Here is a 16,546-nt window from a genome sequence, read left to right as displayed (position 1 = left end):
ATGGTGAAGACACTTTTGCAATGGATGTCGCCCGCTGGTGCCGGTGCGCGTCTGTCAACGCTGATTTTTCATCGCGTCTTGCCCGCACCAGATCCACTCTTCCCTGACGAAATGGACGCTCGCCGGTTTGCCGAGGTTTGCGGCTGGCTCAAGTCGTGGTTTAACGTGCTGCCGCTAGACCAGGCAGTGATAAGACTCAAAGCCGGCACGCTGCCCGTACGTGCCGCCTGCATCACCTTTGACGACGGTTATGCCGATAACTTTGAGGTGGCGATGCCCATACTGCAGCGGCATGGGCTCACGGCTACCTTCTTTATCGCCACCGGCTTTCTCAATGGCGGGCGCATGTGGAACGACACCATCATTGAGACGGTTCGTAACGGCACAAGCCCACTGCTGGATTTTTCTTCGCTGAATTTGGGGCGACACCCCGTCACCACCCTCGCCGACAAGCGGGCGGCGATTGCGGCGCTCATTGATCAAGTCAAGTACCAGCCGCTTGCGCAGCGCATCAGTGTCACTGAACAAATCGCCCGGCTGGCCCAAGTGCAACTGCCGCAAGATCTGATGATGACCTCGCTGCAAGTCAAGGCCATGCACCAGGCAGGTATGCAGATTGGTGCACATACGGTTTCTCATCCCATCCTGGCCAGGCTCAGCGAGGATCAGGCTCGCCAGGAGATAAGCGACAGTCAAATTTTTCTGGAGCGACTGCTGGGCGAGCGCGTGGGGCTATTTGCTTATCCCAACGGCAAGCCGGGTGAAGATTATTCATTGCAAGCGGTGGAGGTGGTGCGCAGCTTGGGCTTTGACGCTGCTTTCAGTACGCAATGGGGCGCATCACGGCAGGGCGATGACCCACTGCAGATCAGGCGCTTCACCCCTTGGGACAGAACCCGCCTGCGGTTTGGTATGCGCATGCTGAGAAATTTGCGCGAAGGCTGAAGGCTGTGGCGGTGCGAGTGGCACCCGCGATGCGTGTGTAATTGCCCCAGCGCCATCCCTTTTCACGCACACCATGCAATCTTCCCAATCCAGGCTCCCCTGGCTGGCTCCCGGCGCTCCGTTCCCGGAACCCGAGCAGGCTTGGGGTGCGTCGGACCCGGCGCCCGGGTTGCTGGCGGGGGGCGGCGCGCTGGACGTCGAGAGCCTGGTTCGGGCCTATTCCCAAGGCATCTTTCCGTGGTTCAGCGATGACCAGCCCATCTTGTGGTGGAGCCCCGATCCGCGCATGGTACTGCGGGTAAACGACTTCAAGCTGCATCGTTCACTGCGCAAGGCGCTTGACCGTTTTCAGCGCGATGCACGCTGTGATATCCGCATTGACAGTGCATTCGCGCAAGTCATTCGTTCTTGCTCAGCCAGCGCGCGCACGGGCCAGTCGGGCACCTGGATCGTGCCTGACATGGTGCTGGCCTACGAGGCGCTGCATGGCGCCGGACTGGCTCACAGCGTGGAAACCTGGGTCGACGGGCAACTAATGGGCGGCCTGTATTGCGTGGCACTCGGCAAGGCCCTCTTTGGTGAATCAATGTTCACCCGGGTACCTGATGCGTCCAAGATTGCACTGGCGGCGCTCGTGTGCTTTTGCAGGCATAACGGCATCGATCTGATCGACTGCCAGCAGAACACCGGCCATCTGGCCTCGCTGGGAGCGCGAGAAATCAGCCGCGCCAGTTTTGTAAATCAGGTAGCGCACAACTCGGTGCTGCCAGCACCACGCTGGCAGTTCGAACACGTATACTGGCACAAACTCCTGCTCGCGAAGACTGTGCCAACGTGACGCACCTCAAGGATCTCCCTCTTCAAACCTTGCAGTTCTATGCAACGGCGCCCTACCCCTGCAGCTATCTGCCGGGCAACCAGGCCCGTTCGCAGGTGGCCACCCCCAGCCACCTGATTCATAACGATACATACTCCGACCTGGTGACCAAGGGTTTTCGGCGCAGCGGCATGTTCACCTATCGGCCTTATTGCGATGGTTGCCGCGCCTGCTTGCCGCTGCGGGTTCTGGTCCGTAGTTTCAGCCCGGACCGCAGCCAGCGCAGGGCCTGGAGCCGGCATCAAAATCTGCAGGCCCGTGTGCTCAAGCTGTGCTTCGTGCCGGAGCACTATCACTTATACCTGCGCTACCAGAACGGCCGCCATGCAGGGGGCGGCATGGACCATGACAGCATCGACCAATACACCCAGTTTTTGCTGCAAAGCCGGGTGAATTCGCGCCTGGTGGAGTTCCGCGAAACGCTGGCCGACAGTACGCCCGGCGCGCTCAAGATGGTCTCCATCCTCGATGTGCTCAACGATGGCCTGTCGGCCGTCTACACCTTCTACGAGCCTGATGCCAGTGCCAGCTACGGCACTTACAGCGTGCTGTGGCAAATAGAGCAGGCGCGTCAACTGGAACTGCCACATGTGTACCTGGGTTACTGGATCAGCCAGAGCCCGAAGATGAATTACAAGGCGCGATTTGGGCCGCATGAAATATTGATGGATGGCCGCTGGGTTACGGGTAATTCCCGCGCTGCCACGTAGCCATACCTGTGCGCCCGGCTACCGGGTGGCGTATCTTTTTTTCACCAGATAAAATCTGGTTTCAACATTTCCCGGACACACCATGAAAAGATCGGACCCGACTGTCCCGGCAAAACCCACCGTGCAGGTCATCGAGCGCATGTTTGCGCTCATCGATATCTTGGCCTCGCGCGATGAAGCCGTCTCCCTGAAAGAAATCAGCGCGCTGACCGGTTTGCATCCATCTACCACCCACCGCATCCTGAACGATCTGGCCACCGGCCGCTTCGTGGACCGTCCCGAGGCGGGCAGTTACCGGCTGGGCATGCGCTTGCTGGAGCTCGGCAACCTGGTCAAGGGGCGTTTAAGCGTGCGTGATGCGGCGCTAGGGCCGATGCGTGAGCTGCATCACCTCATTCAGCAGCCCGTGAACCTGAGCATGCGCCAGGGCGATGAAATCGTGTACATCGAACGCTCTTTTGGCGAGCGCTCGGGCATGCAGGTAGTGCGCGCAATCGGTGGGCGCGCACCGTTGCACCTGACCTCGGTGGGCAAACTGTTTCTGGCGAACGACGACCCTCAACGCGTACGCACCTATGCGACGCGAACGGGTCTGAGCGGGCACACCAAGAACAGTATTACCCAGCTGCCCGCGCTGGAGCGAGAACTCGCCAAGGCCAGGCAGTATGGCACTGCGCGCGACAACGAAGAGCTGGAATTAGGGGTGCGCTGCATGGGCGCCGGCATTTATGACGACCAGAGAAAACTGATTGCCGGTTTATCGATTTCGGCGCCGGCGGACCGCCTCGACGAGGGCTGGTTACCCAAGCTTCAAGCGACCGTCAACCAGATATCAGCGGCTCTAGGCTACAAGCCTCCGCCGGGCCGGCCGACCTGAGCAGCTCAGCCGTTGACGTGCTTGGCTGAAGAGACACTGACGGCCGCAGGCGGATGGGACTCGACCCAGCGGCGCACGCGTTCAGCGTCGGCAAAGCGGCTAAGCGAGCCGGCAGAGTCGAGGAACACCATGATGAGCTTGCGCCCGGCAATCTTGGCCTGCAACAACAGGCAGTGTCCGGCTTCGGTGATATAGCCCGTCTTTTGCAAACCGATATCCCACCCGGGGTTTTTGACCAGACGATTGGTGTTGTTGTATTGCAAAGTCCGGTTGCCCACATCGACGTCAAAATTGTGGGAAGTCGTGAGTTCACGCAGGGTCGGATCCTTGTAGGCCACATTCACCAGCGTCGCCAGGTCGCGTGCGCTGGACTGGTTCTCGCTCGACAAACCAGTAGGCTCTACATAGCGGGTGTCCTTCATGCCGATCATTTTTGCCTTGGCATTCATCAGTGAGACAAACGCTGGCAATCCACCAGGATAGGTACGCCCCAGCGCATGGGCGGCCCGGTTCTCGCTGGACATCAGGGCCAGGTGCAGCAACTCACCGCGGCTGAGCACTGTGCCCACCCTCAGGCGTGAACTGCTGTGCTTTTCAGTGTCGACGTCGTCCTGCGTGATGGTGATCATCTCATTCATCGGCAAGCCCGCCTCGCTGATGAGCAAACCGGTCATCAACTTGCTCAGGGACGCAATGGGCAGCACGGCCTGGTCATTCTTGCTGAAAAGCACCTCATGCGTGTCCTGATCCATCACCAGCGCCACGCCCGACTTGAGGTCAAGCGGATCCTGGGTCGAGTGCAGGCCCGCCAATTCTCCGAAAGACGGTTGGGCGGGGACATAAGCCACATGAACGACGGACTTGCGTCTGGAACTGGCAACCACCTTGGCACCCTTGGTGCGGACACGCGGAGATATCGTGGCAACCACACGCCTGGAAACATGAATGGAGTGGGCCTGCTTTTTGACAACAACCTTCTTGGGCCCGGCCGCTTGTGCTGCGGGCAAAGCCAAGGTGCTCGCAAGAACCAGAGCAGAAACAATTTGTAGTAGGCGATTCAAAACTTGACTCACTTCGAAATTTGCACAGCGGGACATGGTTTTATCTCCGATACGCCTTGAACATGCCCCGAGTGTATCGAAATGAAAAAATCATGCAAGATCAAATACTTGCGAGATTTTCCTAAACAGGTACTCAGGTTCTAGGTATTTACCCTATCCCTGGGCTGCCACCTGATCAGATTTGCTTTGTAACTTGTTGAGGGCATTCAGATAAGCTTTGGCAGAAGCCACGACGATATCGGGGTCTGCCCCCACGCCGTTGACCACGCGGCCGCTGTTTTGCAGGCGCACCGTCACCTCGCCCTGGCTCTCTGTGGAGCCGCTGATGGCGTTCACGGAATAGAGCACCATCTCTGCACCGCTTTTGACGTGCGTCTCGATGGCCTTCAGCGAGGCATCGACCGGGCCATTGCCATCGGACTCGCCTTTGACTTCCTTGCCGCCCGCCGTAAAGACGATCGTGGCCTGCGGGCGTTCACCGGTTTCACTGTGCTGCGCCAGTGACACGAAAACATATTGTTCGCTGCCGCGCGTGATGCTCTCATCGCTGACCAGCGCGAGAATGTCTTCGTCGAAAATCTCGCTCTTGCGATCGGCCAGTTCCTTGAAGCGGGCAAAGGCAGTGTTGATGTCGGCCTCGCTGTCCATGGCAACGCCCAGTTCCTGCAGGCGCTGCTTGAAAGCATTGCGCCCGCTCAGCTTGCCCAGCACGATTTTGTTGGCGGTCCAGCCCACGTCCTCGGCGCGCATGATTTCGTAGGTGTCGCGCGCCTTCAGTACGCCGTCCTGATGAATGCCCGACGCGTGTGCGAAGGCGTTGGCACCAACCACTGCCTTGTTCGGCTGCACCACAAAGCCGGTGGTCTGGCTGACCATGCGGCTGGTTGCCAGAATATGCCGCGTGTCGATGCCGAGTTCAAGGCCAAAATAGTCCTTGCGCGTCTTGACGGCCATCACGATCTCTTCAAGCGAACAGTTGCCGGCGCGCTCGCCAAGACCGTTGATGGTGCACTCCACCTGGCGGGCACCGCCGATCTTGACCCCGGCCAGCGAATTGGCCACCGCCATGCCCAGGTCGTTATGACAATGCACCGACCAGACCGCCTTGTCGCTGTTGGGGATGCGCTCGCGCAAGGTCTTGATGAAGTTGCCGTAGAGCTCAGGCACCGCATAGCCCACCGTGTCCGGCACGTTGATCGTGGTTGCACCCTCGGCAATCACGGCCTCGATCACCCGGCACAAAAAATCCATGTCGCTGCGATAGCCGTCTTCCGGACTGAACTCCACATCGCCCACCAGATTGCGCGCAAAACGCACCGAGAGCCTGGCCTGCTCGAACACTTCGTCAGGCGTCATGCGCAGCTTCTTTTCCATGTGCAGCGCGGAGGTGGCGATGAAGGTGTGAATGCGTGCGCGGCTGGCGTCCTTGAGCGCTTCGGCAGCGCGCGAAATATCACGGTCATTGGCACGCGACAATGAACAAATGGTCGAATCCCTGACGGCCCGCGCAATGGCCTGCACAGCCTCGAAATCACCGTTAGAGCTGGCCGCGAAGCCGGCCTCGATGACATCAACCTTCAGGCGATCGAGCTGGCGGGCAATGCGCAGTTTCTCGTCACGCGTCATCGATGCGCCCGGCGACTGCTCGCCGTCACGCAAGGTGGTGTCAAAAATGATGAGTTTGTCGGCCATGAAGGGCTCCTGGTTGCGTTATTTTAGTCGTGGCGCGGCCGATCACACGGCAGCGCTGATGGCTCTGGCAGGGCCGGAGGGTGCCGCGTTTTCTCGATCTTCCGGCACCGCCAATACGCCCGCGCGCTGCATGCCGCAAACGACGGCCTTGAGCGAGGCGGTCACGATATTCGCGTCCATGCCAACACCGAACAGGGTTCGTTCCTCATTGATGCGCAACTCCATGTACGCCACCGCCCGTGCGTCGGCCCCTGCCCCCACCGAATGCTGGCGGTAATCCAGAACGCGCACACCCTGCCCCGTGGCCCTGCTCAGGCCTTGAATGAAGGCATCGATGGGCCCGGTACCCCGTCCCTGAATTTTCAGCGGACGCCCGGCCAGGTCAAGGTCCGCCACCAACGCAACCCCTTGTGAAGCAGCACCGTGAGCCGGCTCCGTGACTTGATAACGTGGCGCGGCGATGGTCTTGACGCCATACTCGCGCTCGAACATCTGCCAAAGATCGTGCGCCGTCAGCTCCTTGCCCGACGCGTCCATCACCGCCTGCACCGCGTGGCTGAACTCCACCTGCAGGCGCCGCGGCAAGTCAAGACCGAACTCGCTCTCCAACAAATACGCAATGCCGCCCTTGCCCGACTGGCTGTTGACGCGAATCACCGCCTCATAGCTGCGCCCGAGATCCTTGGGGTCGATGGGCAGATAAGGCATGTCCCAGACGTCCCCTTCCCGGCGTGCCGCAAAAGCCTTTTTGATGGCGTCCTGGTGCGAGCCCGAAAACGAGGTATAGACCAGATCGCCCACATACGGGTGGCGTGGGTGCACCGGCAACTGGTTGCAGTGCTCGACGGTGCGGCGGATTTCATCGATTTCAGAAAAATCGAGTCCCGGCGACACGCCCTGTGTGTAAAGGTTCAGCGCCACATTGACCAGATCGAGGTTGCCGGTGCGCTCGCCGTTGCCGAACAGGCAGCCTTCGATGCGGTCCGCACCGGCCATCAGGGCAAATTCGCCGGCGGCGGTGCCGGTGCCGCGGTCATTGTGGGGGTGCACCGACAGCACGATCGAATCGCGCCGCGCCAGATGCCGGTGCATCCACTCCATCATGTCGGCAAAGATATTGGGCGTGGAGTGCTCGACGGTCGAGGGCAGATTGACGATGCATTTGTGCTGCGGCGTGGGCTGCCAGACCTCGGTCACCGCGTCCACCACGCGTCTGGAAAATTCGAGCTCGGTGCCCGAGAACATTTCGGGCGAATACTGGAACGTCCATCGCGTCGCGGGCTGCTGCGCGGCAAGCTCGCGGAACAATCGGGCATTGGCCACCGCCAGCTCGACGATCCCGTCCTCGTCCATGCCCAGCACCACGCGGCGCATCACGGGCGCCGTGGCGTTGTACAGGTGCACGATGGCCCGCTGTGCGCCCTGCAGCGACTCGAAGGTGCGGCGAATCAACGGTTCGCGCGCCTGCATCAGCACCTGAATCGTCACGTCGTCGGGAATCAGGTTGCCGTCGATCAGCTGCCGCACGAAATCGAATTCGATCTGCGACGCAGAGGGGAACCCCACCTCGATTTCCTTGAAGCCGATCTTCACCAGCATCTGGAACATGCGCAGTTTGCGCTCGATGTCCATCGGTTCGATCAGCGCCTGGTTGCCATCGCGCAGATCGGTGCTGAGCCAGATGGGTGCCTGGGTCAGCACGACATCGGGCCACGTGCGGTCGCTCAGGTGAACGGGTTTGAAAGATGCGTATTTGCTGGCGGGTTGTTTCAACATGGTGGAGTCTCTTTGCTCAAAAACCAGCAACCCAAAACAAAACGGCCCGTTGCTGGTGCATACGGGCCGTTGTGAAGGTTTGCGCGTGCGCTACCGTCTCCGCCCGTAGGGAGATAGCAGTAGCACCAGCGAAATTTGTTTCATGCCGCAAACTATAGCACAGGCATCAGCGGCGTTCGAGGGTGCGGCCGATGTCAGGAGGCCCCTCACTTGTGCAAGCCCCGCTCGTCCGGCTCGTCCGTCGAGGTGCTGATCACGCTGGTCTGGATGCCTTTGGCTCTGCGCCAGCCATAAACCACGTAGCCGCTCAAGCCATAGATCACGAACAGACTGAACAGGACGGTCGGCGGATGAATGTTGATGACGGCAATACCCAGCGCGATCAACACGATGACCCCGAACGGCACGCTTTTTTTCATGTGCACGTCCTTGAAGCTGTAGAACGGCACGTTGGTCACCATCGTCAGCCCCGCGTAGAGCGCCAGCGCGAACATGGGCCATGCCACCGAGGGGCCCGGGATGCCAAGGTCGGTCATGATCCAGATGAATCCGGTGACCAGCGCTGCGGCGGCCGGCGAGGGCAGCCCCTGGAAGTAACGCTTGTCGACCACGCTGGTGTTGACGTTGAAGCGCGCCAGCCGCAGGGCCGCGCAGGCGCAATAGACAAACGCGGCGATCCAGCCCCAGCGACCCAGCCCTTTCAAGCCCCACTCGTACGCGATCAGCGCCGGCGCGGCGCCAAACGACACCATGTCCGAGAGCGAATCCATCTGTTCGCCGAACGCGCTTTGCGTATTCGTCATGCGCGCCACGCGGCCGTCCAGGCTGTCCAGCACCATGGCGAAGAACACACCGATGGCCGCCATGTCGAAGCGGCTGTTCATGGCCATCACCACGGCATAAAAGCCACCGAACAGCGCCGCCAGTGTGAACAGGTTGGGCAGGATGTAGATGCCCTTGCGACGCTTGCGCATCATCACTGCCTCGACGGGAGGTGTGTCGGAGTCTGAACCATCATGCATAAATAAAGCCTGTAGCCCTTGTGAATAGTACGATGATAGCTATCAAATTAATAGTGCCCCGGTATGGACCGCGAGCCGCCTCGCCCGGCACGCCGCAAACTCGCACCCGGACGGAAGTGTAAGACAGTCACCGGGCGCCGCGACCACCAGAACGAAGGCCACCCGAAGGTGGCCTTTGCGCGGTGCAACGAAGCATCAGTTGCGGGTCTGATCCACCAGCTTGTTCTTCTTGATCCAGGGCATCATCGCGCGCAGCGATTCACCCACGGTCTCGATCTGGTGCTCGGCCATCAGGCGGCGGCGGCTCAGCAGTGTCGGCGCGCCGGCCTTGTTTTCCAGAATGAAGTTCTTGGCGTACTCGCCGGTCTGGATGTCCTTGAGACACGCGCGCATGGCGTCCTTGGTCGCGGCCGTGACGATTTTCGGGCCGGTCACGTACTCGCCGTACTCGGCGTTGTTGGAGATCGAGTAGTTCATGTTGGCGATACCGCCTTCATAGATCAAATCCACGATCAGCTTGAGCTCGTGCAGGCATTCGAAGTAGGCCATCTCGGGGGCGTAGCCCGCTTCGACCAGCGTCTCGAAACCCGCCTTGACGAGTTCCACCGTGCCGCCGCACAGAACGGCCTGCTCGCCGAACAGGTCGGTTTCGGTTTCTTCGCGGAAGTTGGTCTCGATGATGCCGGCCTTGCCGCCCCCATTGGCCATGGCGTAGGACAGGGCCAGGTCGCGCGCCTTGCCGCTCTTGTCCTGATACACCGCGATCAATTGGGGCACGCCGCCGCCTTGCGTGTAGGTGCTGCGCACGGTGTGGCCCGGCGCCTTGGGCGCGACCATCCAGACATCGAGGTCGGCGCGGGGAATTACGGCACCGTAGTGCACGTTGAAGCCGTGCGCGAACACCAGCGAGGCACCCTGCTTGATGTTGGGCTCGATGTCGTTTTTGTAAACCGTGCCGATCTGCTCGTCGGGCAGCAGAATCATGACGACGTCGGCGGCCTTGACCGCATCCGCCACGGCGGCGACCTTGAGGCCGGCTTTTTCCACCTTGGACCAAGACGCGCCGCCCTTGCGCAGGCCGACCACGACCTTCACGCCGCTGTCGTTCAGGTTCTGGGCATGGGCATGGCCCTGGCTGCCGTAGCCGATGATGGCCACCGTCTTGCCCTTGATCAGGCTCAGGTCGCAGTCCTTGTCGTAAAAAACTTTCATTTTCTCTTCCTTCGGTTAAATCAGTTAATCAATGAATGGGGACACCTTCAAACCCGCAGGATTCTCTCACCCCGGCCAATGCCGCTGGAACCGGTGCGTACCGTCTCCAGAATCGCGCTGCGCTCCAGCGCTTCCAGGAAGGCATCGTTCTTGGACTGGTCCCCGGTGAGTTCGATGGTGTAGCTCTTCTCGGTCACGTCGATGATGCGGCCGCGAAAGATGTCGGCCATGCGCTTCATCTCCTCGCGCTCCTTGCCGACCGCACGCACCTTGACCATCATGAGTTCGCGCTCGGTGTAGGACCCTTCAGTCAGGTCCACCACCTTGACCACCTCGATCAGGCGGTTCAGATGTTTGGTGATCTGCTCGATCACGTCGTCGGACCCCGAGGTCTGGATCGTCATGCGCGACAAGGTGGCGTCCTCGGTGGGAGCAACTGTCAGCGATTCGATGTTGTAGCCCCGGGCCGAGAACAGGCCCACCACGCGGGAAAGGGCGCCAGGCTCGTTTTCGAGCAAAACTGCAATGATGTGTTTCATATCAGAAGATTCCTCTTTTCGCTGCCCTCCCCTGCACACGGTAATGCGCAGGCTTGGCAAGCAATAGATTCGTCGATGGAAAAGCTAAATTAGTTGAGCACAGGGCTTGCCGCCAGGGCGGCTGCGGTCTGTCCCGCAAAGTCTCATAAATCTTCGGACCCGAGCAGCATCTCGGTAATGCCCTTGCCCGACTGCACCATGGGAAATACGTTCTCGGTCGGGTCGGTGCGAAAGTCCATGAACACGGTGCGGTCCTTGAGCTTGCGCGCCTCGCGCAGCGCGGGCTCCACATCCTGGGGGCTTTCGATCAACAGGCCCACGTGCCCGTACGCCTCGGCCAGCTTGACGAAGTTCGGCAGCGCGTCCATGTAGCTGCTGCTGTAGCGGCCCGCGTATTCCACCTCCTGCCACTGGCGCACCATGCCCAGGTAACGATTGTTCAGCGAGACGATCTTGATCGGCGTGTTGTATTGCAGGCAGGTGGAAAGCTCCTGGATGCACATCTGCACCGAGCCCTCACCGGTGATGCAAAACACCTCGCTGTCGGGTCTGGCCATCTTGATGCCCATGGCGTAGGGAATGCCCACGCCCATGGTGCCCAGGCCGCCCGAATTGATCCAGCGGCGCGGCTCGTCGAAACGGTAATACTGCGCGGCCCACATCTGGTGCTGGCCCACGTCGGAGGTGATGTAGGTATCGGCGTCCTTGGTCATGTTCCACAACGTCTCGACCACGTACTGGGGTTTGATCACATCCCCCGTGCCGCGGCTGTACTTGAGGCAGTGACGGTCGCGCCAGCCTTCAATCGTGTTCCACCAGCCGGCCAGGGCCTTGGCGTCGGGCTTGACGGCAGACTCCTTGATCATGCCGATCAACTCGGTCAGCACGTCTTTCACGTCGCCGACGATGGGGATGTCGACCTTCACGCGCTTGGAAATACTCGATGGATCGATGTCGATGTGGATGATCTTGCGTTCGTTCTGCGCAAAGTGCTTGGTGTTGCCGATCACGCGGTCGTCAAAGCGCGCCCCCACGGCCAGCAGCACGTCGCAGTTCTGCATCGCGTTGTTGGCCTCGATCGTGCCGTGCATGCCCAGCATGCCCAGGAACTTGCGGTCGCTGGCCGGATAGGCGCCCAGGCCCATCAGGGTGTTGGTCACCGGATAGCCCAGCATGTCCACCAGGGTGCGCAGCTCCTGCGAAGCATTGCCGATCACGACGCCGCCGCCGGTGTAGATGTAGGGCCGCTTGGCCGCCAGCAGCAACTGCAGCGCCTTGCGGATCTGGCCGCCATGGCCCTTGCGCACCGGGTTGTAGGAACGCATCTCCACGGTCTCGGGGTAGCCTGCGTACGCTGTCTTCTTGAAGGACACGTCCTTCGGAATGTCCACCACCACCGGACCGGGACGGCCGGTGCGCGCGATGTGAAACGCCTGCTTCAGGGTCTTGGCCAGATCGCGCACGTCCTTGACCAGGAAGTTGTGCTTGACGATGGGGCGGGTAATGCCCACGGTGTCGCATTCCTGGAACGCATCGAGACCGATCGCGTGCGTCGGCACCTGCCCGGTGATGATCACCATCGGGATGCTGTCCATATAGGCCGTGGCGATGCCGGTCACCGCATTGGTCACGCCGGGGCCGGAGGTGACCAGCGCCACGCCCACGTCGCCGGTGGCCCGCGCATAGCCGTCGGCCGCATGAACGGCGGCCTGCTCATGTCGCACCAGCACGTGCTGGATCGTGTCCTGCTTGTAGAAAGCGTCGTAGATATACAGAACCGCGCCGCCCGGATAGCCCCAGACGTATTTGACGTTTTCGGCCTGCAGCGCCTTCACGAGGATTTCGGCGCCCATCAGCTCTGATTTACCGCCATGAGCCGTGGCGGACGCGTTGTGGGCAGCAACCGTCGCTGCTGCGGCGGAAGCGATTTCAGCTTTGGAGATTTCCATGATCAACCTTTGTGATTTTCTCTAACGAAAAACCTTGGGTGCCCCTAGCGCGAACTCTTGTGAAGCCGAGTCGGGACTTGAGGCCAAAGCCATGGGCGAGCTGCTTGCGTCGCCGGACCGTGACCCGTTTGCTTTTTGATTTGCAGTGTGCATTATTGCACCGCAGCAATGGAAAATCTGCCGGCCAGAGCAAAAAAACTGCCGGGCGATGCCATAATGCGCCCCGCAAGCGCAGCAAAAAAGCACTCCGTGTGAGGCAACATTCATCGTACAGCCGCACCGGCTTGATCCCTTTTGGCCACTGAACAAGAACTTTCTGACTTCCTGAAAAGCGTCGAAAAGCGGGCCTTCAAACGCTCGGTGTATCACGTTCGCAACGAAGAATCGGCGCTCGACATCGTGCAGGACAGCATGATGAAATTGGCTGAGCACTACGGCGAGAAGCCTGCGGACGAATTGCCGATGCTGTTCCAGCGCATCCTGTCCAATTGCACGCTGGACTGGTTCCGCCGTCAAAAGACGCGCAATGCCCTGTTTTCGAACATGAGCGACTTCGAAATCGCGGGAGACGATGGAAATTTCGACCTGCTGGAAACTTTGCAGCTGGCCGAGGACTCACAACGCACGGAAAGCGCCGAAGACGCCATGGGGCGCGCCCAGGTGTTTGGCGAGATCGAGGTCGAGATACAAGAACTGCCGCCACGTCAACGACAAGCCTTCCTGATGCGTTACTGGGAGGAGATGGACGTTGCCGAAACGGCAGCGGCCATGGGTTGTTCGGAAGGCAGTGTCAAAACACATTGTTCACGGGCAGTCCAGGCTTTGAGCAAAGCGCTCAGGGCAAAGGGGATACAACTATGACCAATTCACTCCAGCATCAAGCCGAGATTCTCCAGGACCGTTTCGGCCAGAGGGTCGCCGCACGCCTGTCGGAAGGCGTGACCGATCTGCCGCACGATATTTCCGAGCGTCTGCGCGCGTCCCGCGTGCGGGCGCTGGCGCATCGCAAAATTGTCCGCACGCACAGTGCCGCCACCGTGGTGGCCTCCGGCGCTGGCGCCGCGCTGACATTTGGCGATGAGGGCCTGAGCTGGTGGGGCCGCATTGCCTCGGCCCTGCCGCTCGTTGCGCTGGTCGCCGGCCTGATTGCCATCAACGTCGTGCAGAACAACAGCCGTGCGGTCGAAGTGGCCGAAGTCGATGCCGCCCTGCTGACCGACGACTTGCCCCCCGCAGCCTATATGGACCCGGGCTTTTTGCAGTTTCTCAACTCCAGCAAGGATACGGCCCAGTAAATCCGGATGAGAACCATGCAGCAAGCGCCCGTACGGAAGCTTAACCCGCTCGCGACGGGCGCGGCTATTTTTGCCGCCGCTTTTCTCCTTTTGCTCGGAATCCTGCGCTTTGTCCCGGGGGATTGGAGAAATACCGCGCCTGCTGCCCCTGTCGCCGTTCCCGCCCACGCCACGGCCAGCGCGCCGATCCCGGCCGCATCCCATCCGATCGCCGCAGCCAAACCTCCTGGACGCGTGAGCAAGGCTGCCGGCAAAAACGGGGCTCGCAGCGCGCCAAGGAGTGCCTGGAACGAACTCACCCCGGCCCAGCAAGAGGCGCTGCAGCCGCTGGCCGCCAACTGGGGCACGATGAGTCCCGGCCAGAGACGGAAATGGCTGGCCCTTTCGAGAAATTTCCCGTCCATGCCCATCGAAGAACAGGCCAAGCTGTACAGCCGCATGACCGAATGGGTCTCCCTGAGCGCGCAGCAGCGCACCCAGGCCCGGCTGAACTTTGCCGAGACCAAACAGCTTTCCGCAGAAGAAAAACGCGCCAAATGGCAGGCGTATCAAGCCCTGAGCCCTGAAGAAAGACAGGCGCTGGAAGCCAAGGCGCCGCCCAAGATCAGGGGTGCGGCAACAGCCGTGAAGCCGGCGCCGCATCAAAAGATGGCCAGCCTGCGACCCGCCAAGCCGAACCCGACGCCAAATCTGAACCCGGCCCCGTCCAATCCGGCAAAAAGCACTCCGGAGCTGCATCAGGTCGATCGCAACACCCTGCTGCCCAGCGCACCACGGGAGGCGCCGTCGCCTGAGCCGGCTCCCGCCATCGCTCCGGCTCGTTGAGCTCGCCCTCTCCGGTCACCATGGAATCTGAGCAAAATGGCGCTGCAGCCCTTGCCCATCATGCACATTCAGCTATCAATATGATAGTTATCGACTTGCGGGCGCCACCGCTGCCCAGGCGCATGGCGTGCTGGCTGTACGAGGGCATGCTGATGTTCGGCGTGGTGTTCATTGCCGGCTACCTGTTCGGCACGCTGAGCCAGACGCGCAACGCCATGGACAACCGCCACGCCCTGCAGGCCTTCCTGTTCGTGGTGTTCGGCATTTACTTCACCTGGTTCTGGGCCAAGGGGCAAACATTGGCCATGAAGACCTGGAACATTCGCGTGGTGGACCGGTTCGGGCAGCCCCTGACGCAGGCGCGCGCTCTTTTGCGTTATGTCCTGAGCTGGCTGTGGTTTCTGCCGGCGCTGGCCGCGCAGGCACCGTTCACGCTGTCGGGCGGCGAATCCGCCGTCATCACCATGGGCTGGGTGGCGATTTGGGCCCTTTTGAGCCGCTTTCAGCCGCAGCGGCAGTTCTGGCATGACGCGTTGGCCGGAACACGGCTGGTGCCGTCCATGCCGCTGAGCCGGTAAGCCGCCCGCGGTGCCAGCGCCCAGCGCCGAGAACCTCGGCGACAATTCCGCCATGCCGCAATCAAAATCGAGGGCTGGAATCCACCCGAACCCCAATCTCCAAAAATCGCGCGCCGGCCTGAGCCGGATCCGGCACGCCGCCGGCTATTCCGTCGAGGGCTTGCGCGCCGGCTGGCAGGAGACGGCCTTCCGCCAAGAGGCCATCGCCGCGGTGGTGCTGGTTCCCGCCGCGTTCTGGCTGGGCCGCAGCTGGGTTGAAACGGCTGTGCTCGCCGCCTCGGTGCTGCTGGTGCTGATCGTGGAGCTGCTCAATACCGGGCTGGAAACGGCCATTGACCGCATCGGCCCGGAGTGGCACGACCTGTCCAAACGGGCCAAGGACATGGGCAGCGCCGCTGTGCTTCTGAGCTTGCTGCTGTGCGCCGGCATCTGGGCCGCAGCGCTATGCCAGAGGTTTTTCGCATGAGCGCCGCGCCAGGCCGCCCCCAAGCAAGCTCGCGCCGCAGTGCGCAGCACGAAGGCGCTCCAGCGAGCCCCGCGTTTTCCATCTGCGTGTACTGCGGCTCGCGCGCAGGCAGCCGGACAGAATTCTCCGCCGCAGCCACGGCCGTGGGCAGCTGGATTGGCAGTCATGGCGGCCAACTGGTGTACGGCGGCGGCCGAAACGGCTTGATGGGCATCGTGGCACATGCCACCCTGCAGGCCGGCGGCCAGGTCATCGGCATCATCCCGAAGGCACTGGTGGAAAAGGAACTGGCCGATCACGACTGCACCGAGCTGTACATCGTGGACACCATGCACGAGCGCAAACGCATGATGGCCGAGCGCGCCGACGCCTTTCTGGCGCTGCCCGGCGGCATTGGCACGTTCGAAGAGTTTTTCGAGGCCTGGACCTGGCGCCAGCTCGGCTACCACGACAAGCCGGTCGGCCTGCTCAATATTGCCGGCTACTACGACAGGCTGCTTGAATTTCTGCGCGCCAGCGTCGAGCAACAGTTCATGGGCGACTGGCAAATGACGCTGATGCGCGAAGGCGCCGAGCCCGCCGCGCTGCTGCGCGAGTTAGTCCAGAGCGCTGGCCTCAGCCCGCAGCCCCGGCTGGACGCCATCTAGACGAACGCAGCGAAGGGTCCTCGCGTCTGGCGGCGACTCGTCCAGCGCAGTACGCGCAGCGACAAGCGTGGGGGT

17 protein-coding genes are annotated in these 16,546 nt (G+C 61.2%); 10 read left to right on the top strand and 7 right to left on the bottom strand.

All coding sequences use genetic code 11. The features are described 5' to 3' along the window. The 4 genes from EUB48_RS09795 to EUB48_RS09780 all read left to right on the top strand — a co-directional run bounded on the left by EUB48_RS09795 (position 1) and on the right by EUB48_RS09780 (position 3,409). Complete coding sequence (locus EUB48_RS09795; RefSeq protein ID WP_142818692.1) at positions 1-945, top strand: polysaccharide deacetylase family protein; 945 nt, start codon at positions 1-3, stop codon at positions 943-945. Between the two features lie 73 nt (positions 946-1,018). Then, positions 1,019-1,783 carry a leucyl/phenylalanyl-tRNA--protein transferase gene (gene aat / locus EUB48_RS09790; RefSeq protein ID WP_142818691.1) on the top strand — a complete coding sequence of 255 codons (765 nt, stop codon included), beginning with the start codon at positions 1,019-1,021 and terminating at the stop codon, positions 1,781-1,783. Continuing rightward, complete coding sequence (locus tag EUB48_RS09785; RefSeq protein WP_142818690.1) at positions 1,780-2,532, top strand: arginyltransferase; 753 nt, start codon at positions 1,780-1,782, stop codon at positions 2,530-2,532. Before aat ends, EUB48_RS09785 begins: the two co-directional genes overlap by 4 nt. A gap of 82 nt (positions 2,533-2,614) precedes the next feature. Continuing rightward, on the top strand, positions 2,615-3,409 hold the full coding sequence (locus tag EUB48_RS09780) for an IclR family transcriptional regulator (RefSeq protein WP_142818689.1): 795 nt from the start codon (positions 2,615-2,617) through the stop codon (positions 3,407-3,409). A 5-nt stretch (positions 3,410-3,414) separates the two neighbouring features. Here the strand turns inward: EUB48_RS09780 and EUB48_RS09775 are convergent, their stop codons facing one another. The 7 genes from EUB48_RS09775 to EUB48_RS09745 all read right to left on the bottom strand — a co-directional run bounded on the left by EUB48_RS09775 (position 3,415) and on the right by EUB48_RS09745 (position 12,660). Next, entirely contained in the window at positions 3,415-4,506 is a 1,092-nt protein-coding gene (locus tag EUB48_RS09775; RefSeq protein ID WP_142818688.1) for a serine hydrolase, read from the bottom strand. Positions 4,507-4,623: 117 nt separating this feature from the next. Further along, the gene (locus tag EUB48_RS09770; RefSeq protein ID WP_142818687.1) at positions 4,624-6,162 is read right to left on the bottom strand and encodes a 2-isopropylmalate synthase; all 1,539 of its coding nucleotides are present in this window, start codon (positions 6,160-6,162) and stop codon (positions 4,624-4,626) included. A gap of 42 nt (positions 6,163-6,204) precedes the next feature. Next, on the bottom strand, positions 6,205-7,938 hold the full coding sequence (leuA, locus tag EUB48_RS09765) for a 2-isopropylmalate synthase (protein ID WP_142818686.1): 1,734 nt from the start codon (positions 7,936-7,938) through the stop codon (positions 6,205-6,207). Between the two features lie 206 nt (positions 7,939-8,144). Then, positions 8,145-8,960, bottom strand: coding sequence for a CDP-diacylglycerol--serine O-phosphatidyltransferase (gene pssA / locus EUB48_RS09760; RefSeq protein WP_142818685.1), 816 nt, complete (start codon positions 8,958-8,960; stop codon positions 8,145-8,147). A gap of 195 nt (positions 8,961-9,155) precedes the next feature. Next, on the bottom strand, positions 9,156-10,172 hold the full coding sequence (gene ilvC / locus EUB48_RS09755) for a ketol-acid reductoisomerase (RefSeq protein ID WP_142818684.1): 1,017 nt from the start codon (positions 10,170-10,172) through the stop codon (positions 9,156-9,158). Positions 10,173-10,219: 47 nt separating this feature from the next. Further along, entirely contained in the window at positions 10,220-10,711 is a 492-nt protein-coding gene (gene ilvN, locus EUB48_RS09750; protein ID WP_142818683.1) for an acetolactate synthase small subunit, read from the bottom strand. Between the two features lie 143 nt (positions 10,712-10,854). Further along, on the bottom strand, positions 10,855-12,660 hold the full coding sequence (locus EUB48_RS09745; protein WP_142818682.1) for an acetolactate synthase 3 catalytic subunit: 1,806 nt from the start codon (positions 12,658-12,660) through the stop codon (positions 10,855-10,857). Between the two features lie 294 nt (positions 12,661-12,954). On the opposite strand from EUB48_RS09745, the gene EUB48_RS09740 reads away from it, so the two are divergent. The 6 genes from EUB48_RS09740 to EUB48_RS09715 all read left to right on the top strand — a co-directional run bounded on the left by EUB48_RS09740 (position 12,955) and on the right by EUB48_RS09715 (position 16,471). Then, the gene (locus tag EUB48_RS09740; RefSeq protein ID WP_142818681.1) at positions 12,955-13,521 is read left to right on the top strand and encodes an RNA polymerase sigma factor; all 567 of its coding nucleotides are present in this window, start codon (positions 12,955-12,957) and stop codon (positions 13,519-13,521) included. Then, entirely contained in the window at positions 13,518-13,955 is a 438-nt protein-coding gene (locus EUB48_RS09735; protein ID WP_142818680.1) for a DUF3619 family protein, read from the top strand. Before EUB48_RS09740 ends, EUB48_RS09735 begins: the two co-directional genes overlap by 4 nt. Positions 13,956-13,970: 15 nt before the next feature. Then, a complete protein-coding gene (locus tag EUB48_RS09730) occupies positions 13,971-14,780 on the top strand; it encodes a DUF3106 domain-containing protein (protein WP_142818679.1) in 810 nt (269 codons plus the stop codon). Positions 14,781-14,860: 80 nt separating this feature from the next. Further along, a complete protein-coding gene (locus EUB48_RS09725) occupies positions 14,861-15,358 on the top strand; it encodes an RDD family protein (RefSeq protein ID WP_244618392.1) in 498 nt (165 codons plus the stop codon). Positions 15,359-15,410: 52 nt separating this feature from the next. Further along, the gene (locus EUB48_RS09720) at positions 15,411-15,824 is read left to right on the top strand and encodes a diacylglycerol kinase (RefSeq protein WP_142818677.1); all 414 of its coding nucleotides are present in this window, start codon (positions 15,411-15,413) and stop codon (positions 15,822-15,824) included. Next, entirely contained in the window at positions 15,821-16,471 is a 651-nt protein-coding gene (locus EUB48_RS09715) for an LOG family protein (protein WP_142818676.1), read from the top strand. The genes EUB48_RS09720 and EUB48_RS09715 overlap by 4 nt, the downstream gene beginning before the upstream one ends. Positions 16,472-16,546 lie beyond the last annotated feature (75 nt).

The sequence above is a fragment of the Rhodoferax sediminis genome, assembly GCF_006970865.1.
Classification (GTDB): Bacteria; Pseudomonadota; Gammaproteobacteria; order Burkholderiales; family Burkholderiaceae_C; genus Rhodoferax_A; species Rhodoferax_A sediminis.
This window is presented reverse-complemented; position numbering and strand designations above follow the sequence as displayed.